General features: G+C 31.2%; 20 protein-coding genes. 5 read left to right on the top strand and 15 right to left on the bottom strand.

Annotation, left to right across the window (positions count from 1 at the left end; all coding sequences use genetic code 11):
• Positions 1 to 56: 56 nt before the first annotated feature.
• Genes BN1865_RS14210 through BN1865_RS14195 form a run of 4 tightly spaced genes read left to right on the top strand, consistent with a single transcriptional unit; the run spans position 57 to position 4,592 of the window.
• Positions 57 to 1,211 carry a homoserine dehydrogenase gene (locus BN1865_RS14210; RefSeq protein ID WP_050637924.1) on the top strand — a complete coding sequence of 385 codons (1,155 nt, stop codon included), beginning with the start codon at positions 57 to 59 and terminating at the stop codon, positions 1,209 to 1,211.
• A 1-nt stretch (position 1,212) separates the two neighbouring features.
• Positions 1,213 to 2,442 carry an aspartate kinase gene (locus BN1865_RS14205; RefSeq protein ID WP_050637923.1) on the top strand — a complete coding sequence of 410 codons (1,230 nt, stop codon included), beginning with the start codon at positions 1,213 to 1,215 and terminating at the stop codon, positions 2,440 to 2,442.
• Between the two features lie 15 nt (positions 2,443 to 2,457).
• Positions 2,458 to 3,492, top strand: coding sequence for an aspartate-semialdehyde dehydrogenase (locus tag BN1865_RS14200; RefSeq protein ID WP_050637922.1), 1,035 nt, complete (start codon positions 2,458 to 2,460; stop codon positions 3,490 to 3,492).
• On the top strand, positions 3,492 to 4,592 hold the full coding sequence (locus BN1865_RS14195; RefSeq protein WP_050637921.1) for a VanZ family protein: 1,101 nt from the start codon (positions 3,492 to 3,494) through the stop codon (positions 4,590 to 4,592). Before BN1865_RS14200 ends, BN1865_RS14195 begins: the two co-directional genes overlap by 1 nt.
• Positions 4,593 to 4,652: 60 nt before the next feature.
• Here the strand turns inward: BN1865_RS14195 and BN1865_RS14190 are convergent, their stop codons facing one another.
• Genes BN1865_RS14190 through asrA form a run of 9 tightly spaced genes read right to left on the bottom strand, consistent with a single transcriptional unit; the run spans position 4,653 to position 14,406 of the window.
• Entirely contained in the window at positions 4,653 to 5,765 is a 1,113-nt protein-coding gene (locus BN1865_RS14190; RefSeq protein WP_050637920.1) for a precorrin-2 dehydrogenase/sirohydrochlorin ferrochelatase family protein, read from the bottom strand.
• Positions 5,746 to 7,041 carry a glutamate-1-semialdehyde 2,1-aminomutase gene (gene hemL / locus BN1865_RS14185; protein ID WP_050637919.1) on the bottom strand — a complete coding sequence of 432 codons (1,296 nt, stop codon included), beginning with the start codon at positions 7,039 to 7,041 and terminating at the stop codon, positions 5,746 to 5,748. Before hemL ends, BN1865_RS14190 begins: the two co-directional genes overlap by 20 nt.
• A 1-nt stretch (position 7,042) precedes the next feature.
• The gene (gene hemB, locus BN1865_RS14180; protein ID WP_050637918.1) at positions 7,043 to 8,011 is read right to left on the bottom strand and encodes a porphobilinogen synthase; all 969 of its coding nucleotides are present in this window, start codon (positions 8,009 to 8,011) and stop codon (positions 7,043 to 7,045) included.
• The gene (cobA, locus tag BN1865_RS14175; RefSeq protein ID WP_050637917.1) at positions 8,001 to 9,434 is read right to left on the bottom strand and encodes a uroporphyrinogen-III C-methyltransferase; all 1,434 of its coding nucleotides are present in this window, start codon (positions 9,432 to 9,434) and stop codon (positions 8,001 to 8,003) included. Before cobA ends, hemB begins: the two co-directional genes overlap by 11 nt.
• Positions 9,424 to 10,317 carry a hydroxymethylbilane synthase gene (gene hemC / locus BN1865_RS14170; protein ID WP_050637916.1) on the bottom strand — a complete coding sequence of 298 codons (894 nt, stop codon included), beginning with the start codon at positions 10,315 to 10,317 and terminating at the stop codon, positions 9,424 to 9,426. Before hemC ends, cobA begins: the two co-directional genes overlap by 11 nt.
• Positions 10,314 to 11,498 carry a glutamyl-tRNA reductase gene (gene hemA / locus BN1865_RS14165; protein ID WP_050637915.1) on the bottom strand — a complete coding sequence of 395 codons (1,185 nt, stop codon included), beginning with the start codon at positions 11,496 to 11,498 and terminating at the stop codon, positions 10,314 to 10,316. Before hemA ends, hemC begins: the two co-directional genes overlap by 4 nt.
• A gap of 30 nt (positions 11,499 to 11,528) precedes the next feature.
• Positions 11,529 to 12,566 (bottom strand): sulfite reductase subunit C, encoded by a 1,038-nt coding sequence (gene asrC / locus BN1865_RS14160; RefSeq protein ID WP_050637914.1) that lies wholly within the window; start codon positions 12,564 to 12,566, stop codon positions 11,529 to 11,531.
• Positions 12,567 to 12,577: 11 nt separating this feature from the next.
• Positions 12,578 to 13,372 carry an anaerobic sulfite reductase subunit AsrB gene (gene asrB, locus BN1865_RS14155; RefSeq protein ID WP_050637913.1) on the bottom strand — a complete coding sequence of 265 codons (795 nt, stop codon included), beginning with the start codon at positions 13,370 to 13,372 and terminating at the stop codon, positions 12,578 to 12,580.
• A 2-nt stretch (positions 13,373 to 13,374) separates the two neighbouring features.
• A complete protein-coding gene (asrA, locus tag BN1865_RS14150; RefSeq protein ID WP_050637912.1) occupies positions 13,375 to 14,406 on the bottom strand; it encodes an anaerobic sulfite reductase subunit AsrA in 1,032 nt (343 codons plus the stop codon).
• 118 nt (positions 14,407 to 14,524) lie between these two features.
• Between asrA and BN1865_RS14145 the strand changes: the two genes are divergently transcribed.
• Positions 14,525 to 15,418 (top strand): LysR family transcriptional regulator, encoded by an 894-nt coding sequence (locus BN1865_RS14145; RefSeq protein ID WP_050637911.1) that lies wholly within the window; start codon positions 14,525 to 14,527, stop codon positions 15,416 to 15,418.
• Between the two features lie 146 nt (positions 15,419 to 15,564).
• Here BN1865_RS14145 and BN1865_RS14140 read toward each other — a convergent pair whose 3' ends face one another.
• The 6 genes from BN1865_RS14140 to rpiB all read right to left on the bottom strand — a co-directional run bounded on the left by BN1865_RS14140 (position 15,565) and on the right by rpiB (position 21,212).
• Positions 15,565 to 16,008: a GNAT family N-acetyltransferase gene (locus BN1865_RS14140; RefSeq protein ID WP_050637910.1), complete on the bottom strand. Its 444-nt coding sequence runs from the start codon at positions 16,006 to 16,008 to the stop codon at positions 15,565 to 15,567.
• Between the two features lie 128 nt (positions 16,009 to 16,136).
• On the bottom strand, positions 16,137 to 18,116 hold the full coding sequence (locus BN1865_RS14135; protein ID WP_050637909.1) for an ABC transporter permease: 1,980 nt from the start codon (positions 18,114 to 18,116) through the stop codon (positions 16,137 to 16,139).
• Between the two features lies 1 nt (position 18,117).
• On the bottom strand, positions 18,118 to 18,876 hold the full coding sequence (locus BN1865_RS14130) for an ABC transporter ATP-binding protein (protein WP_050637908.1): 759 nt from the start codon (positions 18,874 to 18,876) through the stop codon (positions 18,118 to 18,120).
• 103 nt (positions 18,877 to 18,979) lie between these two features.
• The gene (locus BN1865_RS14125; RefSeq protein ID WP_050637907.1) at positions 18,980 to 19,963 is read right to left on the bottom strand and encodes a sensor histidine kinase; all 984 of its coding nucleotides are present in this window, start codon (positions 19,961 to 19,963) and stop codon (positions 18,980 to 18,982) included.
• Positions 19,956 to 20,633 carry a response regulator transcription factor gene (locus BN1865_RS14120; RefSeq protein WP_050637906.1) on the bottom strand — a complete coding sequence of 226 codons (678 nt, stop codon included), beginning with the start codon at positions 20,631 to 20,633 and terminating at the stop codon, positions 19,956 to 19,958. The genes BN1865_RS14125 and BN1865_RS14120 overlap by 8 nt, the downstream gene beginning before the upstream one ends.
• Before the next feature lie 129 nt (positions 20,634 to 20,762).
• Complete coding sequence (gene rpiB / locus BN1865_RS14115) at positions 20,763 to 21,212, bottom strand: ribose 5-phosphate isomerase B (RefSeq protein ID WP_050637905.1); 450 nt, start codon at positions 21,210 to 21,212, stop codon at positions 20,763 to 20,765.

Below are 21,212 nucleotides of genomic sequence, written 5' to 3'. Positions count from 1 at the left end.
AAATCAAGAAAGCCTCATTAAAATAATGAGGCTTTTTTTATTAGAGGGGGAGTCGTATGAAAATAGGTGTTATTGGTCTTGGAACAGTTGGATTTGGAGTTGTTGAAATCTTAACTGAGCAAAAAGCAAGATTAGAGAAACAAATTGGTGAAGAAGTCACAATTAAATATGGATGTTCTTTAGATGAAGTCACTTTACCAGATGGAATTATTTATACTCAAGATTTTCATGAAGTCATTAATGATGATGAAGTTGATGTGATTGTTGAATTAATTGGTGGAACAACAATTGCTAAAACAATTATTTTAGAGGCTTTAAAGAAAGGGAAACATGTTGTTACTGCCAATAAAGCATTGATTGCTCATGATGGTCAGGAAATCTTTGAAACTGCTTCACAGCATAATGCAAAGATTTATTATGAAGCATCTGTTGGTGGAGGAATTCCTGTAGTTGTACCAGCTAAAGAAGATTTAATTGCCAATGAAATTGAAAAAATTGAAGGGATCTTAAATGGAACAACAAATTTTATCTTAACATTAATGGAAACAGATAATCTTGATTTTGATGAAGCATTAACGATTGCTGATGGTTTAGGTTTTGTTGAAGCTGATGCCAGTTTAGACTTAGATGGAATAGATGCAGCACATAAAATTCAGATACTTGCGATGAATGCTTTTGAAATATTCTTTGATTTCAATAAAATTCAGGCAACTGGTATTAGAAATGTAACAAAAAAGGATATGGATTATGCCAAAAAACTTGGTTATCGTATTAAATTAATTGCTCAGGCAAAAAAATTACAAGATGGTTATGGAATTGATGTTTCTCCTACTTTAATTGGTATAAAAGACATTGTTGCAAATGTGAATCAGGCATATAATGTAGTAGAGATAACATGTAACTATTTAGAAAATGTTATTTTCTATGGTAAAGGAGCAGGTCGTTATGTAACTGCTAGTGCCGTTGTTAGTGATATTATGAAAACACATAAACAAGATATGTGGAAACATGAATACCAATATATTGAAAATGTTTATCCAATAACTGAATCTAAATATTATGTAAGATGTGATCATCCTTTAGATATTGACTATGAAACTTATTTCTCTCAAGATAAAGACCATATCTATATTACAAACAAGATTGAACTTGCTGATTTAGAAAATCAATTACAGGGTGAAACATATAACTTATTTAAAGTGAGGGGTTAAGATGAAAATTATTGTCCAAAAATTTGGTGGTACCTCAACACGTAGCAAAGAAACACGTGAACATATGTATAGAAACATTATTCGTGAATTAAATAATGGAAATAAGGTTGTTGCTGTAGTGAGTGCTATGGGGCGTTATGACGATCCATATGCTACAGATACGCTTTTATCCATTGTGAATACTGATAAATTAACAGATGAAGAAATTGATCGTTTAACAAGTATTGGTGAAACGATTTCAACTTTGGTTGTGAAAAGTGAATTAGCTCAAATGGGTTACACTGTTGAAACAGTCACAAATGCTGAATTAGGTATTCAAACAGATTCACATCATATGAATGCAACTATTACAACTGTTGAAGGTCATCATATTCAAGAAAAACTAGAATCTGCAGATATCATTATCTGTCCTGGTTTTCAAGGTTATTCACAAAATGGAAAAGTGACAACTTTAGGACGTGGTGGCAGTGATCTTTCTGCTGTTGCAATAGGGGTTGCGATTGATGCCAGTGAAGTTGAAATTTATAGTGATGTAAACGGCATTTATACTGCTGATCCAAGAATTGTTCCAGATGCAATCAAATTGGACTATATCAGTTATGCTGAAATGTTAGAATTATCTAAAAATGGAGCCAAGGTGCTTAATCATCGTTGTGTGCAGTTAGCTGCCAAACATGATATCGTTATTCATGCAAGAAGTTCATTTGATGAGAGTAAAGGAACATATGTGTTAGGAGATGAGAAAATCATGAAAGACCATTTAAATCAATTAATTATATCAGGAATTACCGGTTCACAAAACGAAGCTCGTATTACCCTAGTTGGTGTTGATGCCAAAGTCAATGGAGCTGGACAACTTTTTGAAAAAATTGCTGAAGCAAATGTCAATGTCAATGTTTTTAATCAAGCTTTAGTAGGTGGAGGTAAAATGGATATTTCTTTAATCATCAATGATAAAGATGTTCCAGGTGTTGTGGAAGTTATTAATGACTTAAAAGAAATATTAAAACCACAAAAAACAATTGTTAGAGGCAATATTGGAAAAGTTGCTGTTATAGGTGTTGGTATTAAAAACAATAAAGGCATGTTCCAAAAAGTTTACAATACATTAATGAGTAATGATATTAATGTTGAAATGACATCTTGTAGTGAAATTAATATTTCATGTTATATAGATAGAGATGATGTCAAAAAAGCGCAAGTGTTATTACACGAGGCATTCTTAGGTTAGGGAGGACATATAAAAATGAAAACATATAAAGTTGCGATTGTTGGTGCTACAGGGGCGGTTGGAAGAGAAATGTTAAGATGTATCTTTCAATTCAAATTTCCTTTTGAAAATTTAAAATTATTAGCTTCTGCTAGAAGTGCAGGAAAAGTTATTGAATATGAAGGACAGGAGTTTGTTATTGAAGAATTAACTGAAAATTCTTTTGAAGGTATTGATGTTGCATTTTGGAGTGCTGGTGGAAGCATTTCTGAAAAATATATGCCTTATGCAGTGAAAGCAGGATGTATTAATATTGATAATACATCACATTTTAGAATGGATCCAGATGTTCCTTTGGTGGTACCTGAAGTCAACGCTGAAGCGTTGAAAAATCATAAAGGTATTATTGCCAATCCAAATTGTACAACGATTCAAATGGTGAGTGCCTTAAATCGTTTAAATGAATATTTTGATATTGAAAGAATTATTGTTTCTACATATCAAGCTGTTTCTGGTGCAGGAGTTGCTGGTATGGAAGAACTTTATAGACAATCTCAAGAAGTATTAGATGGAAAAGAACCCGTGGCTAAAACACTTCCTTGTGCAGGAGATAAGAAACATTTCCCAATTGCTTTTAACTGTATTCCTCAAGTTGATAAATTTGATTTAGATAATCATTTCACTAAAGAAGAAATGAAAATGGTTAATGAAACAAAAAAAATCTTTAATAAAGATATAAAGGTGAATGCAACTTGTGTCCGTGTTCCGGTTTTAAGAGGACATAGTGAATCTGTTTATATTGAAACAAAAAAACCAATTGATATAGATAAAGTTTTTGAACTTTTATCAAATTCTCATGGGGTTGAATTATATGATGATATTGAAAATCAAATTTATCCTATGGCTACATTATTTATTGGTGATGAACTTGTTCATGTTGGGCGTGTAAGAAAAGATTTAGATAATGATCATGCTTTAAGTTTGTGGGTTGTCTCTGATCAATTAATGAAAGGTGCTGCTTATAATTCAGTAGATATTGGTTTAAAAATGATAGAGATGGGATTATTATAATGTCAGTTTATTTAATTCCTATTCAAGTAGCGATGATTGTTTTTCCATTCATCGCTTTTTGTTTAACTCTACCATATGCAATTTATCAGTACCATAAATATGGTTCCATCCCAATCTTAAGAAGTTTGATTATCTTTTCATTTATTTATTATATGATCAATGCCTACTTTATGACAATGTTGCCTTTACCATCTATTGAATCAGTTGCCAAAATGACTTCACCAATTATGGAACTTAGACCTTTTCATTCTGTAGGAGAAATTATTCAAACAACTCCATTTATCTGGAATCAGCCCTCTACTTATATTCCTACATTAAAACAACCTGCCATGATGGTGACTCTCTTTAATATCTTACTCACTTTCCCATTTGGAGTTTATTTAAGATATTATTTTCAATGTAGTCTCAAGAAAACAATTCTTTTTAGCTTTTTACTTTCTTTATCATTCGAACTCATTCAATTAAGTGCATTATTTGGTATTTATCCAAGACCCTATCGTTTATTTGAAGTCGATGATTTAATTACAAATACACTGGGAGGAACATTAGGTTATGCAATCTGTCCATTATTTGCAAAATTCTTACCCTCTCGAGAAAAGTTAGATGCAATTGCTTATGAAAAGGGACAGAAAGTTTCTAAACCAAGAAAATTTTTTGCTTTTATTATTGATGCATTATTTATAGTGATTATTATGTTGATGCTTCATTTCATCAATATTCCTTATCATATCAGTTATTTTATCATTATTTGCATCTTTTATATTCTGCTGCCATTTTGTAAGCATGGTCAAACAATTGGTAAATTACTTACCCGTATAGCTTTAGAAGATCCAGCAGGAACCAAAAAATATCAATATCTCATCCACTATATTCCGCTTTATCTCTTCATATTACCTACACCATATTATTTCTATCAGCTTCTTCTTTTAACAAAACAGATCAATCCGATTCTTTGTTATAGTGGTATTATTATATTATTAATTATCTTTTTCTTAACATTATGTCAATTTATTCTTTCATTCTTTTCATCAACAAAAATGTGGTTTGATTATTATTCTCATCTCACACATGTATCTCTTATTCATAAAGACAATAACTAAAAAAATGTACAATCATAAGTACATTTTTTTAGTTATTCTATCAATGAATTTGATAAAAATTTAAAGACTTTTTATTTTTTGAATTAATTTATCCTTTACTTGATCATCTTCTAATAAAACAGATCGAAACTCATGATATTTTCCATTCATCATATCTCGAATTCTTAAAATATCTTTTTGATAATGATACCCTTTTTGTAAAAGAAAAGGGATAATTATATCATAATCATAATCAAAATATTCAGTATCATTAAAAGTATAAACATCACCATAAGATGACAATAAGTCATATAACTCTCTTGTTTGTCTAGGATGAATTAAAAACAGACGTTTTTTCAATGGAGAATAAATATCTTTTAACACATATTTATCTACAAATAAAGGTTCTTGACATTGAATAGATAAACTTGCCTGAATACGATCGTAAATCTTTCCATATGCAATGACCATTGGCTGAATGATCAATTCTATTTCTAACATTTGTAATGTTTCTATTTTTAATTGAAATTGATGATCTGAAAAAGCGATTGGATATCCCTGACATGATTTTGCAAATGCATATGCTGTTTCATCTAATGAACGATGAAAAATCAAAACCAGACCCCTTGCATGTTTTATAAAATCCCAAATCAATTCAAGTTCCTCTTTTTCAAATAACATGAGCTGATTGAAAAAGCGTTGACGATATTTTGAACTTACTATCTCTTTTTGCAAGACTTCACTCCGTATCTTTGCAAGCACTCCAATATATTCATCATATTTTAATAAATCTGTTTTTAACTTTTTAGAAAATGCTGGGTATGTGCCATTTGTAGAAATGCCTAATGTCATGTTTTCAGTTTGAATTTCTGACATACTCATGAATTGAGCATTGCTTGCTGTAGCACTTGCACACATAATATGCATCCTTTTGGCATCATTGACAATTTGCTGATTAATTTCTTTATCATCAGTTGCACTATAAACAAAGAATGCCTCATTTAAATAATGACAAGAATACTGATCTTGAATTTGCTGGCAATCTAATAATTGAAAATCATCAATAAAGTCTCTGGCGATGACGATAACTTGAGCTTGATGTTTTAAAAACTGCTCAGCCTTACGAAATGCAACTTTACCTCCACCAATGATAATAACCTTTTCATCTTGAAAATCAATCAGCCATGGCATCATAAACTTTCACCAAAGCCTGACAAATCGCTTTTAAAGTTTTATCAAGATCATCTTGGGTATGACTATCACTAATAAACCATGCTTCAAATTGACTAGGAGCAATCAAAATACCCTGATGTAACATCTCTTGAAAAAAGATTGCATATAATTCCGTTTGACAAGTTTGTGAATCTTTATAATTATGAACTTCCTGATCAGTGAAGAAAAGTGTCAATAAACTTTCAACGCAATGAACTTGAAAAGGCAAATGAAGATTGGCTAAAATGTCTTGAATACCTTTTGCTAAATATTGTGCTGAATGATTGATATGCGTATAAACTTCTGGATGTTCTTTCAGATAAGTCAATTGAGCTATTCCAACACTCATTGCTAATGGATTACCAGAAAGCGTTCCAGCCTGATAAATAGGTCCCAATGGAGAAATCAACTGCATGATTTCTTTTTTTCCGCCATAAGCACCAACTGGCAATCCCCCACCAATAATTTTTCCAAAACAAACCATATCAGGAACAATCCCTAAATATTGAGGACAACTATTGTAAGAAACTCTAAAGCCAGTAATCACTTCATCAAAAATCAAAACGATATGATGTTCATCACATAATCTTCTTAACCCCTTTAAAAAATGCGATTGCCCCTGAACTATCCCCATATTTGCCGCAACTGGTTCCAAGATAATCGCAGCTATATCTTGGGGATAATGACAAATAGCCTCTTCCACTGATTGTAAATCATTATATTGACAAACAATTGTTTGAGAAATGACTGATTCAGGTATTCCTAAACTGGTTGGAGTTTGGAATGTCATGGCCCCTGATCCTGCTTTCACCAATAAACCATCACTATGCCCATGATAATTTCCTTCAAATTTAATAATCTTATTTTTATGTGTATATCCCCTTGCAGCACGCAATGCACTCATAGTTGCCTCTGTTCCAGAATTAACCATTCTTACCATATCAATACCTTCATAACTCTCCACAATCAATCGAGCCATATCAACTTCAACTTTTGAAGGCAATCCAAAACTTGTTCCATATTGACTTGCTTTTTGAATAGCATCCGTGACAACTGGATGATTATGTCCTAAAATCAATGGTCCCCAAGAACATATATAATCAATATATTCATGTCCTTCTTCATCAATCAAGTGTGCACCCTGTGCACTTTTTACAAATATAGGAGAAGTATGAACAGATTGAAAAGCCCGAACTGGTGAATTAACACCACCAGGAATATATTGACAAGCCATTTCATAAATCTCTTCATTCGTCATTTTATAAATTCCTCATCTTTCTTGCAATATCTAATGCAAAATAAGTAATAATCATATCTGCACCAGCCCTTTTGATGGCTAATAAAGATTCCTCGATAACTGATTCCTTCATTAATCCTTGTTCAACTGCCATTTTTAACATAGCATATTCACCACTTACATTATAAGCGCAAATCGGAACATTAAAATTTAATTTTGTTTCTTTAATGACATCTAAAAATGCCAAAGCTGGCTTCACCATAATAATATCTGCACCTTCATCAATATCTGCTGCAATTTCTCTTAATGCCTCTTGTCCATTCGCAACATCCATCTGATAAGCACTTCGGTCTCCAAAAGCCGGAGCACTATGCGCAGCTTCTCTAAATGGTCCATAATATGCTGAAGCAAATTTTGCACTATATCCCATGATAGGCAATTGATAATAGCCATTTTCATCTAAAATTTGACGCATAGCTAATATTTGTCCATCCATCATCGCACTAGGAGCAACCATATCAACACCACTCATTGCATAACTAAGAGTAATCTTTTGTAGATAAGGTAATGTTTGATCATTATCGATATGTCCATGTTCATCTATTATCCCACAGTGACCATGATCAGTATACTCACACATACATACATCACCAATCACAAACATATCAGGATCAATTCTTTTGATTTCACGAATAGCCTGTTGTAAAATTCCGGATTCTGCGTATGCTTCACTTGCAACACTATCTTTATGTTCAGGTATTCCAAATAAAATACAAGCCTTCAAGCCAACTTCATTCATTTGAGCAATGACATCTTTTAAACAATCTATAGAATAATGATAAACACCTGGTAATGATGAAATTTCCTGTTTTATATTTGTTCCTTCTACAACAAATATTGGATAAATCAACTGTTCAACATGTAAATGTGTTTCACACATTAATGAACGTGTGACCTGATTTTCTCTTAATCTTCGCCCTCTATAAAACATCTTTATACACCTCGATTTTCTTAATCATTCCCTGATAACTATTTTCATCAGCTTCAATAATTTTAACATTGGGATAATATTTTCTAATGGCTTTTGAAGTCATAGGTCCAATTGATAAAGCTTTCTTGATGAGACAATTCTGTTTTGATAATCTTTCAACTGATGAAGCACATGTAAAACAAACCAAATCATAAGAATCATTCTCATCCACTTGTCTTTCTTGATTATCATAAACCGATAAGAACAAATCACGATCTGTTTTTCTTTCAATTGATGACTCTTCTTTATGACTCACAACAATCATTCTTTCATCTGCTTTAAGAAATGTTTTTAAATCTTCATTGAAAGCCTCACTATTAGCCTCATGCGCAATCAAATCACTCATAAAACCATATTGATATAACAATTTTGCAGTCTTTTCTCCAATACAAGCAAAACGTGTATCAGATAACTGCCGATAATCACATTTTGTCTCTTTTAACCAATTAAAAAATCCTTTTATCCCATTTTGACTCGTAAACACAATCACACTTTGTTTAAAATTGACTGGTCTATGAGGCAATTGATAACTGATTTCCCCTAACTGAAGTTGTTTCACAAAAGCCCCCTGTTCATCAAAATACTTCGTTAAAGAAATTCTTTGATTTGTAACTGTTGTCACCAAAACTTTTTTACGAAAGAATGGCTTTCTTTCATAAAAATTTAACTGATTGTGCAATGATACAACTGCCCCCACCACAATCAACATAGGTGATACCATTGGCTGTTTTTTCACTTTATCTAATATATTGGCTAACTCACCATAAAGAGTTTTTTGATTCTTCAATGTTGCATGACTTATCAATGCAATTGGTGTCTCTGATTTTTTACCAACTTTTAAAAGATTCTCTACAATTGTTGGTAATTCTGATAACCCCATCATAAAGACATATGTTAAATCATCATTTAAAAAGCGTTGATAATCCCATTCTTTTTCATTTTGATGATGAGCAGTCACAACCATAAATCCTGAAGATAATCCTCTGTGTGTGATTGGCACTCCCCCATAACTTAAACCAGCAATCGATGAAGAGAGTCCTGGAACAACTTCAAACTCAATATGATTTTCATAAAGTGCCAGTGCTTCCTCACCACCTCTACCAAAGACATAAACATCGCCACCCTTTAAACGTACAACATACTGATATTGGTGAGCTTTTTCAACCAATAATTGATTGATCTTATCTTGAGGTAAAGTATGTTGACTTGATTTTTTACCAACATATATACACTCACATTCTGGTTTTGTATATTCTAAAATTTGCGGATCAATTAAACGATCATAAAGCAAACAATCTGCCTTTTGAATACAGTCAATGGCTTTTAATGTATAAAGTTCAATCGCTCCAGGTCCCCCACCAACAAGATAAACTTTACCGTTCATACACTTGCTCCTTTAACTGATTCGCTATCTCAATCACTTTTTGTTTGGCTTCATCAAGTGCAAAAACTGCATCAGTTTTTACAAGATGCTGACCTTCTTCATCACCTAATAGGGCATAAAAATGAACTGACTGATCTTCAATTTTTGCATAACTTCCAACTGGAATATGACATCCTCCATTGACAGTAGCTAAATACAGACATTCTAATTCTAAACGTAATTGTGCTTCATCATCACCAATATGATCAAACATCTCTAACAATGGACTATCCTGACACACCTGCAAAGCCAAAATACCTTGTCCACAAGCCGGAATCATCTCATCTTCACTTAAATATTCACTGATCATATGGGTTAATCCTAAACGCTTGAGTCCAGCACTTGCCAAAACGAGCCCATCAATATTTTGATTTTGCATTTTTTCAATACGTGTATTCACATTTCCACGAATACCTACAATTTGTAAATCAGGACGCATTTTTAAAAGCTGATATTTTCTTCGTTTACTTCCTGTTGCGATAATGCTTCCTAATGGCAAATCAGCTAATCTTTGATTATTTTTTAAAACCAGACAATCACGATAATCACTTGGTTTTAATGTCTTTGCATATGTCAATCCATCACTCATAGTACTAGGCATATCTTTTAAACTATGCACAGCTAAGTCAATGGTATGATGAAGAAGTTCATTTTCAATTTCATTAACAAAGATACCTTTAGCATCCATTTGATCTAATGGCATATTCTGATTTCTATCACCCATTGTGTGAATAATTTTGATTTCATAGGTATGCATTGGATATGTATTTTGTAACATATCTCTTACATACTCTGTTTGTTTTAAAGCGAGTTTTGAACCTCGACTGCCGATAATAATGTTCATTTCTTCTCCTCTTTCATACCAAATATTTGATGAATGATACTTAAATCATCAATTTGATTTGTTTTCATACAATGAATAGGTTCTCTTATCATTTGTAAAAAAGAAGCTTTTAATGTTTTTTGTAAAATATATTGTTCTTTTTGAGAAAGATTTAATTTCTTTATTAACAATTGATAAGTCTGATTGGCTATTTCTAAACTTTTTTCCTGTAATGATTGTATCATATAATCATTTTCAATACTACTTAACTTCCCTTGAATAACACTCACCTCATGATTAATCAATTCTGATATATGTTGCTGATCTTCTAATCTTTGCTGATTATTGAATTCAATTTCTTGATTGAGACTTTCTAAATCAATGCATTCTATATAATTATTTTTCTCAATATCTCTTGGGATTGCTAAGTCAACTGCAATAAGATGAGTATCAATAAAATCATTTGTATGAAAGATAAGATGCGGACTTGCTGTGGCACTGATTAAAATATCCATTTCTTTTAATAATGGTATACGCTGTTCAAATGGTAAGCATTGAATAAGGGGATATTTTTGTTGAATATCTTGAGTATGGGCAGATGTTCTATTCATTAAATAGATTTGATTTTGTGGATAGAGATAAGGAAGGCAAGATAAAGCCACTTCTCCTGCTCCAACAATCATGATCCTTTTTTGAGTAAGGGTTGTGAGATGTTTAAGATGTTCAATGGCAATATGACTTAAAGAAAGTGATGGCTGTGCAAACTGTGTCTTTAAATTTTTAACAAAGTGAATCACTTCTTGAAAAATCATATAAATTTCTTTTCCACCAATATGCATGTCTCTAGCAAAATCATATGCATTCTTGACTTGTCCTAAGATCTGGTCTTCCCGTATTAACATTGATTCAAGACCACTTGTCACTCGCAACAAATGAAGAATAGCTTCTTCACCTTGATATACATAAATGAATGAGGATTCATCACAAAAATCTTGATAAAGCCCTTTTAATAAATGTGTATCATCATCGCTCATGATATAAACTTCACTACGATTACATGTTGATAAAATAATACATTGTTCAATATGATGTTCTAATAATAAACTGGCAAACTCTAGCTTTTGACTATCTGTAAAACTAAAGGAAGAACGTGCATCTATCGCCAATTCTTTATGACTAATACCAATAACTGCTAATTTCATTATCTCTAAAAAAACCACGCTAACGTGGTTTTATTCTTGAGGTCCTGCTTTTTTGTGTTGAGATAAAGGTTTTAAATGAATATTTGCACGTTGTTCATTTTCTGACCAATAGATTTCTTCTGCCACCTGACATTCAGGATTCAATTCAACACCATCTAATATTAATTCTTTAAATTTTGGATAACCTGAAATATCAATTAAATGACCGCCATGAATATATTCTGGTTTGTTATCCATAACCCAAGCTGAGAATTTTTGCCAATTCCCAAATACTTGCAACAAAGCATCTTCGCTGATCCAGTTTAAAAACATTTTTCCCATTCTTGGATATTGCTTTCCACTACGTCCTCCTAATGTGACACGATAGAAAGTCTTATTCTGTCTTGTCCAGGCACTTGTCGGACATGCCAAAACACATTCTCCACAGCCTACACAACAACATGTATCTTTATCAATCTTACCATCTTTGTTTAAAGAAAGTACTCTTGTCGCATGGTGTTCACAAGCACGAACGCAAGCTCCACAACCAATACATCTTTCTTGATGATACTCCATTTTAGCAATCCCCATAATTCCAAAATCATTAAAATGACCTTTGGCACAATCGTTTGGACATCCAGCAATAGAGATTTTAATATGATAATGACTTGGGAAGATAATTTTCTCAATCTTTCTTGCTAATTGATATGTGTTAGCATTGGCTTTAATACAATGTGCATTTCCAATACAGCTCATAATATTACGGGCTCCAATCGTTGGATAACCATAATCATCCGCATCCATATCAACATCACATAAATCAACTTCTATATCTTGAATATACTGCTTAATATATTTATTCACTTCATCAATATTTTCATACTTAATGCCTGGAATATTTAAAGTTTGACGCATTCCAATATGAAATGTTCCATTCCCCCAGTATTGAGCAATATCTTGAACAATCTGTAAATATTTGGCTTCAATCAAAGAACCAGGAACTCTCATCTGCAACATGAATTCACCAGCAACTTTTGATTGTCTAAAACAATTAATTCTTAATTTTTTTATATCAATATCATGATTCATAATGCATCCTCCTAGTCTACCAGATATTTAGCCTTGCTATAATTAAACACCGGTCCATCTAAACAGACATATGTTTCATCAATACGACAATGTCCACATTTCCCAATTGCACAAGACATTTTTCTTTCAAAAGAAACCCAGATTTTTTCATCAGGAACACCTAAAGACATCACCTTTTCAGCAGTTAATTTCATCATAATTGGTGGACCTACAATGATAACTTCATAATTCCCCTGATAACTCTCAAAAGGAATTTCTTTTACAAAGTCAGTGACAAAACCAACATTCCATCCATCAATTTTATCTCTATCTAAAGTATAATAAGTCTTAAATTTTTCTTGCCATTTTTTCAATTCAGGTTTAAAAATAATACCTTCTTCATTTTTAAAGCCAGAAATCAAAGTGACACTTTCAACATAACCATCATTTTCAAAACACGTATTTAACATACTTCTTACTGGCGCTAAGCCTGTTCCACCTGTAATCACAACAAGATGCTTTCCCTTGAATTTTTCTTCTAATGGCCAGCCATGTCCATAAGGGCCACGCAAGAATAAAGTCTCGCCAACTTTTTTATTAAAAATTTCATCAGTAACTTTTCCAACTGAGCGAATAGTAAAATCTAGCCAGCCATCACCTTGAGCTGATACTGATATGGGTGCTTCACCAACTTTTGGAATTGATAACTGTAAAAATTGTCCATGATCAGGTTGAATATCTGTTTGAACCTTAAAAGTATATTCTAATAAACTTTCTTTTTTAATATCAAGAATAGGACAAGGAATTGGTCTGATTGGATTATTCATATTTATTCACCCTCACTTTCAATTTCAGCAATAGCTTTTGCCATCTTTCCAACTGTTGCAGTGACTGAAATATATTCTGGACATCTTGATGTACAACGTCCACATCCTACACACATATGATAATCTTTGAAACGCGCTTTGTAATCATGGAATTTATGAAGAATTTTATAACGCATACGATCACCAGCTGTTGGTCTAAATGAATGTCCACCTGCCATATCAGAGAATCCATCAACTTGACAAGAAGCAGATGTTCTTTTACGTTCACCAATATGAGCATTTTCATTATAAATAATATCAGTTGTGGTAAAACATGTACATGTTGAACATGCAATTGTACAAGCCCCACATGAAATACAACGTTTATTAAATGTTTGCCACATTGGATGGGCTTTTAATTTTGCTAGAACTTCTTTATTTTTGATTTCAGGAATCTCAACTTCTATTTGATTTTTTTCAATAAATTGAACCTTAAAATCATCTGTTTCTTGATTCTCAAAATAATCAACAAAATCTTGATCTTTGATTTCAACCAATAGTTCATTTTCAAGACAACGAACTGCCAAACTATAATGATCAGTTATATTAGCATTCATACTTACACAAAAACAAGTATCCCAACCTTCTGTACACTCCATTAAAACAATCTTGACTTTCTCTTCTAAGCGTTTGTAATATAAATCTTCATATCCACCATTTTGTAAATAAATACGATTTTGATGTTCCATTGCATTGACATCACATGGACGCATAAAAATAAGAATTTTCTTGTCAGTTACTTTGCTTTCACGATATTCATCTTCAGTAAAATAGAATAGCGATTGCGTAATTGGACTCAAAACTTCTTTTGCTGGATAATCAGATTTTTCATGGAAAACGATATCTTCAACATTATGAATTTGATCATAACGGATAATATCCGTTTCAGAATAACGTCCTTGATTCACAAAACGTTTTGGTGCATATATGTCATATTCTGTGGATAATGCATTGAAAATATCATTCATCTGTTCAAAACTTACTTTGTACCCCATTATTCTTCCTCCTTAGTCACTTTATGTTTAAATTATATCATTATTTGTGTTATTATAAAAATATCAATAAACAATGATATCTATTGGATTTTCCAATAATTAGAAAAAGGAGTCCGCTATGATTACTAACAAACATCTTTATATTTTTAAAACTGTTGCACAAACACAATCTATGTCTAAAGCTGCTCAAATACTCTATATTTCTCAGCCAACAATCTCTCAAAAAATTCAGGAAATTGAAAATTATTATCAAATTAAGCTTTTTGAACGTTATTCTAAAAAATTATTTATTACTGAAGAGGGAAAAATATTATTGGAACTGGCTAATCGTATTTTAAGTCTTTATGATGATATTGATCATATATTTTCTAAGGATAATCGTGTTGCTTTAAAAGTTGGATCTACTTTGACTGTTGGAAGTACAGTTATAGCCCCTATATTAAAACAGCTCAAACAAGAATATGCAGATATCGCCATTCAGGTCTATGTTGATAATACACATATTATTGAGGAAAAACTTCTCAATAATGATTTGGATATTGCTTTGGTAGAAGGAAAAATATTCCATCCCGACTTAATTGTGACACCCGTCATTCATGATCAACTTGTTTTTGCCTGTGCAACTGATTACCCTGTTCCAACTTCTTTGCATCTGACTGAACTTAAAAACTATCCTTTTATTAATCGTGAATATGGCAGTGGTACACGTGAACAATTAGATGAGTATCTTAAAGTTCATCAAACTGTACTGAATTCAGCATGGGAATGCCATAGCTGGGATTCTGTTAAATTAGCTATTTTAAATAATCACGGTATTGCACTTATCCCTATTAAATTGATTGAAAAAGAATTAATGCAAAAACATTTAAGAATTATCTCTATAGATGCTATTTCATTAGAAAGAGATTTTAGTATTTGTTATCATAAAAATAAAAATATGACACATAAACTAAGAGCATTTATAGAAACATGTCAAAACTATAAACAACCAGAAAAGTCCACTGGTGATTAATTACATATTGTGATGAACACTTTTATAAAAGACATAATCTCAATGATTATGCCTTCATATCATAGATATCTCATTATTTTATAGTCAGTTCTTACCCTCTTATCTTTCTTATCAAAAACACCACAAAATAACAACTGAACTTGTTATTAATTACGTTTCATATACAAAATCGGGTAAGGATTTCCTTGTTCATCTAATGATGTTCTTTTATAAACCTTAAAGCCCATATGTTCATAAAACCCTCGTGCAGCTGGATTTTGTTCATTCACAGTCAATTCATGAATTTCATCAATTTCATCAGCATATTCAATCAATTTTCTTCCTAACCCTTTCCCTCTTTGTTGCGGTAATATAAATAACATTTCAAGTTTATGATTGTCTATTCCCATAAATGCTATAGGTAATCCTTGTTCATCAGTTTCAATTACCAAATGGGGAATTTGTTTTAAGGCATCTGGTACATAGGTCTTGATATTTTCAATCTCTTCCTCAGATAAAAATAAATGTGTTGCTTTTACTGACTCTTCCCAAACAGAAACTAACTGTTCTATAAGATTTGGTGTTCTTTCTTCTCTTTGAATAACTTTCATCATATCTCCCTCACATCATTTCTTTATCCAATCTTACTATAATTTTTTATGACTCACAATGACAATAAACATAAAATAGCAAAAAAAACAGTAATCCATTCTTTTCATGATTACTGTTTTTTGTCTCTTTAATGTCTAACAATTTTGTAATAAGTCTTTGCGGTTAAAAAGTAAACAATACTATAAATAATAGCTAGAATAATAACTGAAATGATTGTACAAGTAATAAATAATCCTTCTCCAGAAGCAATTAAGTATCCAAACATTTTCATAATCATTTTAAATGCGAATGCCATATGAATGACTGCGACAACAAGTGGCAGGAAGAAGAATATCAGCACTTGTGAACGAATTGTTTGTTTGACTTCTTTTTTACTCATACCCACATTTTGCATAATTTCAAATCGTTTTTGATCTTCGTATCCTTCTGATAACTGTTTATAATACATAATCAATATAGCAGCCATCAAGAATAATAAGCCTAAGAATAATCCTAAGAAGAATAAACTTCCATATGAATCATTAAACATTTTTTCCATACTGTATTGTGATGATGTATATACAGAATATTCTCCTGTATTCTGTAAATCATTAATAATATTTGGAACAATATTATCAGCCTCTTTCATATCTGATTTATCCTGATAATCAATTGAAATATAAACATTTGGTCGAACTTGATCTTCTAAAGTAAACAAAACATCTTTTAAAGTTTTTTCATCTTTAAAAACAATTCCAGTTAATTGAGAATTTTCAGAAAGCTCTGTTTCTAAGAAATATTGATCATGAACTTCTGATTTGACTTGAACTGTTTTGCCATTAATTTTCATTTGGCTCGCTAACTTTTCAAAGTTAGAATGAACAAGAACTTCATTATCCTTTAAAGTTTCATTCTTGTGATAAGCACGATTATATTCCTCTAAGGTCATAGCAGAGAAACTTTTAAAATCTCTTCCATTGCTACCTTCTCCAGTTACATATTCATTGTCTTTAACATTGTAAGCAACTTCATAAACACTACGCATAACAATTGTAGATGTCTCAATATCTTTCGCTTTTAAACCATCCTCAATTTTTGCATGGAGTTCATCTAATTCTTTTCTTGAAGGTAATTGTCCTTCGGAAAGAGTGAAAATTTTGGCTAAAAAATCTTCTTCTTGCATAATTTGAACAGTATCTTTCACACCTAAATATAATGTAACAGTAGAAGATATCATAACAAGAATACATGTACATAATACACAAATACTTGCTAAACCAACTGCGTTTTGTTTCATACGATAAATCATTTGTGAAACAGATGTAAAGTGTCTTGTTTGATAATAGAAACGTTTATTTTTCTTTAACATCTTTAAAATCACAATAGAACCAGCTGTAAATAAACAATATGTTCCAATAATAACCAAGACAACCGCAACAAAGAACAATGTTAAAGCATCCATTGGATCTTCAATTGTTTGTGCAAGATAGTATCCTCCACCTAATGTCAAAATACCAACTAATGTAAAGAGCCATTTTGTTTTTGGTTCCCTTTCACCATGTTCCCCACCACGTAATAATTCGATTGGATTGGCTAATTTAATTTGAATCACATTAAATAAGTAAGCAGTAAAGAAGATAATTCCATAAACTGTTAGTGTTAAAAAGATTGTTGATTGAGGAATTTCAAAAATAATAGCTGTTTGTATTTGTGATAAATTCACTAACAATAAGAACATCAATTTACTAAAGAGTGCTCCAAACAAAATTCCTAAAATTAAAGAGATAAGAGTTGTAAAAATCGTTTCATAAGCCATCATGATCATGACATGTTTCTTTTCCATTCCCAAAATATTATATAAAGCAATTTCTTTTTTTCTTCTCTTGATTAAGAAACTGTTTACATAAAATAAGAAAATAACTGAGAATATGATCACAACCCATGTTCCTAGCATTAATACTGCTGGTGCTGTTGAACTGGTTTCTCTTAAACTTTGATTAACTGCTAAACTATGAATCACATAGCACATCATAACTGTAAATGTACTTGTTAATAAATAAGGGAGATAAACTTTTGCATTCTTTCTAATATTTGATAATGCTAAACGAGGATAAAAGAATTTCTTCATTTTATTTTCCTCCTGTCGCAAGTAATGTTAGTGTATCTGAAATACTTTGATACATCTGTTCATTTGTTTGATTTCCTCTATAGATTTGATGGAAAACTTCACCATCTCTAATAAATAAAACTCTTTTGGCATAACTTGCTGCTTTGGTACTATGAGTAACCATAACAATTGTTTGTCCTTCATCATTGATTTGATCAAAAATATCTAACAATTGATCTGTTGATTTGGAATCGAGAGCACCTGTTGGTTCATCTGCCAATATGATTTGAGGATGGGTAATTAATGCTCTGGCTACTGCAACTCTTTGTTTTTGTCCACCAGAGATTTCATAAGGATATTTCTCAAGTAATTGCTGAATACCAAGTTTTGGTGCTAAAACTTTGAGTTTTTGCTTCATAACTGGATATGATTCTTTAGATAAGACTAATGGTAAAAAGATATTATCTTTAATTGAAAATGTATCTAATAAGTTAAAATCCTGAAAAACAAACCCAAGATTCTTTCTTCTAAATTGAGAAATTTCTTTTTCTTTAATACGTGTAATATCTTTACCATTTAATAAAACTTCTCCGCTTGTTGGTTTATCAAGAGAAGCTAGGATATTTAATAAAGTTGTTTTCCCACTTCCTGATTCACCCATAATCGCAACATACTCTCCTTCTTCAACACTAAAAGAGACATTGGATAAAGCTTGAACTTGCTGATTAGAAAAACGTGTTGTATAAACTTTCTTTAAATTTTTAACTTCTAATAATGACATATCAATCGTCCTCCTTTGTACACCTTTAGTTTATGAAAAAAAGGAAATCCGTACCATAGATTATCCTTACAATTCTTTCTTTTATCCTTACATTCATGTAAGTTTATTCAACTTGTAGCTTATCCACATGAAAATCAATAGAAACAATGGTTCCTTTTCCTAGGTGCGATTCTATTTTTATTTTATAACCAAGGTTATGAATAATCTGTTGACATAAATACAAACCTAACCCACTGGCTTTTTTATCTACTCTTCCATTATAACCCGTAAAACCTTTTTCAAACACACGTGGTAAATCTTCTGGTTTAATGCCAATACCTGTATCTTCTATATAAAGCACTTCATCTTTTTCATAAATATGAATAGAACCTTCTTTCGTATATTTTAAAGCATTGGAAAGAATTTGTTCAATAACAAAAGAAATCCATTTTTCATCTGTTAAGATTGTTCTTTGAATTGATTCTTTATTCAGTTTGATTTTCTTCTGAATAAAAAATGTTGCTTGTTTCTTAATCACTTCATTAACAATCACATCTAAATCATATTCTTTAATACTCAAATCAGATGACATATGACTGATCTTAATATAATTCAAAACCATATCAACATATTGTTCAATCTTAAGAACTTGTATAAAGAGTTCATTTTGAGCATTATCTTGAGATTGGATTAATAAACGCAGAGCTGATATAGGTGTCTTGATTTGATGAACCCATAGTGTAAAATAATCAAGCATTTCATGATACTGTTCATCATTTTTGTTTTCTAAGTTTTTATGTAAAATATCAACTTTTGTTAAGAGTTCATGATAATATTCTTCAATCGCTGTTCTTGGTAATGGAAGATCAGACATATAGACATCTTGAAGTGATAAGATATATTGAAGTTGATGACTTTGTTTATAAAAATGATAAAAATCTATAATTGTATATATGATAAGTACAGTGAGACAAAGGATCATTGCATAGTTAATGGCATCTACCAATGCACCATATAAAAACAATATAAAATAGAATATACCTATGATTAAGAATGTATAAATATAAAACTGTTTACGATAACACAAATAATCCCATAGTTTATTCATAAAATAATTTATATCCTAAACCTTTCTTTGTTTGAATCAAATTTTCAATTCCAAAATCATCTAGTTTCTTTCTTAATCTATTCATATTAACACTTAATGTATTATCATCAACAAATTGATCACTTTGCCATAAAGCAATCATTAAATCATCTCTTGATACAAATGTTTCTGCTTTTTCAAATAACATCTGCATAATTTTTAATTCATTCTTTGTTAAATCAATTGTTTGACTTTGATAAGATATTGTTGCTTCTAATATATTTAAAAGCAAATCTTTATAAGTCAAAATATGAAACTGTTTTGAAAAAGAATATGTTCTTCTTAAAATAGCCTGAATTTTAGCAGTTAAGACATTTAAATCAAATGGTTTATTAATAAAATCATCTGCCCCCATATTCATAGCCATCACAATATTCATATTTTCATTTGTTGATGAAATAAAAATAATAGGAACTTCAGAGACTTTGCGTATTTCCTGACACCAATGATAACCATTATAATAAGGTAAAGAAATATCTAATAAAACGAGAGCAGGCTGCTCTTGTATAAAAATATTCATGATATTCTCAAAGTCTTCTACAACATTGACTTCATAGTTCCATTTTTCTAAATGTTTCTTTAAAGTTGATGAAATGATTTCATCATCTTCAACAATCATAATCTTTTGCATATCAGTTTCACCTCGGTAACTATTATAGCATAGATATCATCAATTTTTTATAAAATATAAGAATAAACTTTGGTTGTTCAAGGAAAACAAAACCTTAAAGATATGGTATTCATACTTATTTTAATAAAACTATTTTTGTCTTTCTTCAATATCTTTCAACATATCAATTCTGACTTGATGTCGACCACCTTCATATTCACCAGTTAGCCATGCATCAACTATCATTTTCGCAAGTTCTATCCCCACAACTCTGGCTCCAAAAGCCAACATATTGGTATTATTATGTTCTCTTGAAAGTTTAGCTGAATAAGGTTCACTACACGTCACACAACGAATACCATTGACCTTATTAGCTGCTAATGAAATACCAACACCTGTTCCACAAATCACAATTCCTTTATCTACAACACCTGCAATAACAGCATTGGCAACTGCCTCACCAGCTACCGGATAATTAAATCTATCTGTACTATCTGTTCCATAATTGATCACTTCATAGCCATATTTTTCTTGAATATAATTTGTTATTTCTTTTTTATATTCAACAGCCACATGATCATTTCCTATTCCTATTCTCAT

The organism is Candidatus Stoquefichus sp. SB1 (assembly GCF_001244545.1).
Lineage (GTDB): Bacteria > Bacillota_I > Bacilli_A > Erysipelotrichales > Coprobacillaceae > Stoquefichus.
The sequence above is the reverse complement of the archived record's forward strand: the minus strand, read 5'-3'. Positions and strand labels throughout refer to the sequence as shown.

Bases quoted from the DNA above. Each gene is read 5' to 3' on its own strand.
- BN1865_RS14190 (WP_050637920.1), bottom strand. From the start codon at position 5,765: ATGATGCCATGGCTGATTGATTTTCAAGATGAAAAGGTTATTATCATT.
- hemL (WP_050637919.1), bottom strand. From the start codon at position 7,041: ATGACGAATGAAGAGATTTATGAAATGGCTTGTCAATATATTCCTGGT.
- BN1865_RS14140 (WP_050637910.1), bottom strand. From the start codon at position 16,008: ATGAAAGTTATTCAAAGAGAAGAAAGAACACCAAATCTTATAGAACAG.
- BN1865_RS14195 (WP_050637921.1), top strand. From the start codon at position 3,492: ATGTCAGTTTATTTAATTCCTATTCAAGTAGCGATGATTGTTTTTCCA.
- BN1865_RS14145 (WP_050637911.1), top strand. From the start codon at position 14,525: ATGATTACTAACAAACATCTTTATATTTTTAAAACTGTTGCACAAACA.
- asrC (WP_050637914.1), bottom strand. From the start codon at position 12,566: ATGAATCATGATATTGATATAAAAAAATTAAGAATTAATTGTTTTAGA.
- BN1865_RS14210 (WP_050637924.1), top strand. From the start codon at position 57: ATGAAAATAGGTGTTATTGGTCTTGGAACAGTTGGATTTGGAGTTGTT.
- BN1865_RS14125 (WP_050637907.1), bottom strand. From the start codon at position 19,963: ATGAATAAACTATGGGATTATTTGTGTTATCGTAAACAGTTTTATATT.
- rpiB (WP_050637905.1), bottom strand. From the start codon at position 21,212: ATGAGAATAGGAATAGGAAATGATCATGTGGCTGTTGAATATAAAAAA.
- hemB (WP_050637918.1), bottom strand. From the start codon at position 8,011: ATGTTTTATAGAGGGCGAAGATTAAGAGAAAATCAGGTCACACGTTCA.
- cobA (WP_050637917.1), bottom strand. From the start codon at position 9,434: ATGAACGGTAAAGTTTATCTTGTTGGTGGGGGACCTGGAGCGATTGAA.
- BN1865_RS14135 (WP_050637909.1), bottom strand. From the start codon at position 18,116: ATGAAGAAATTCTTTTATCCTCGTTTAGCATTATCAAATATTAGAAAG.
- BN1865_RS14200 (WP_050637922.1), top strand. From the start codon at position 2,458: ATGAAAACATATAAAGTTGCGATTGTTGGTGCTACAGGGGCGGTTGGA.
- BN1865_RS14130 (WP_050637908.1), bottom strand. From the start codon at position 18,876: ATGTCATTATTAGAAGTTAAAAATTTAAAGAAAGTTTATACAACACGT.
- BN1865_RS14120 (WP_050637906.1), bottom strand. From the start codon at position 20,633: ATGCAAAAGATTATGATTGTTGAAGATGATGAAATCATTTCATCAACT.
- asrA (WP_050637912.1), bottom strand. From the start codon at position 14,406: ATGGGGTACAAAGTAAGTTTTGAACAGATGAATGATATTTTCAATGCA.
- BN1865_RS14205 (WP_050637923.1), top strand. From the start codon at position 1,213: ATGAAAATTATTGTCCAAAAATTTGGTGGTACCTCAACACGTAGCAAA.
- asrB (WP_050637913.1), bottom strand. From the start codon at position 13,372: ATGAATAATCCAATCAGACCAATTCCTTGTCCTATTCTTGATATTAAA.
- hemA (WP_050637915.1), bottom strand. From the start codon at position 11,498: ATGAAATTAGCAGTTATTGGTATTAGTCATAAAGAATTGGCGATAGAT.
- hemC (WP_050637916.1), bottom strand. From the start codon at position 10,317: ATGAACATTATTATCGGCAGTCGAGGTTCAAAACTCGCTTTAAAACAA.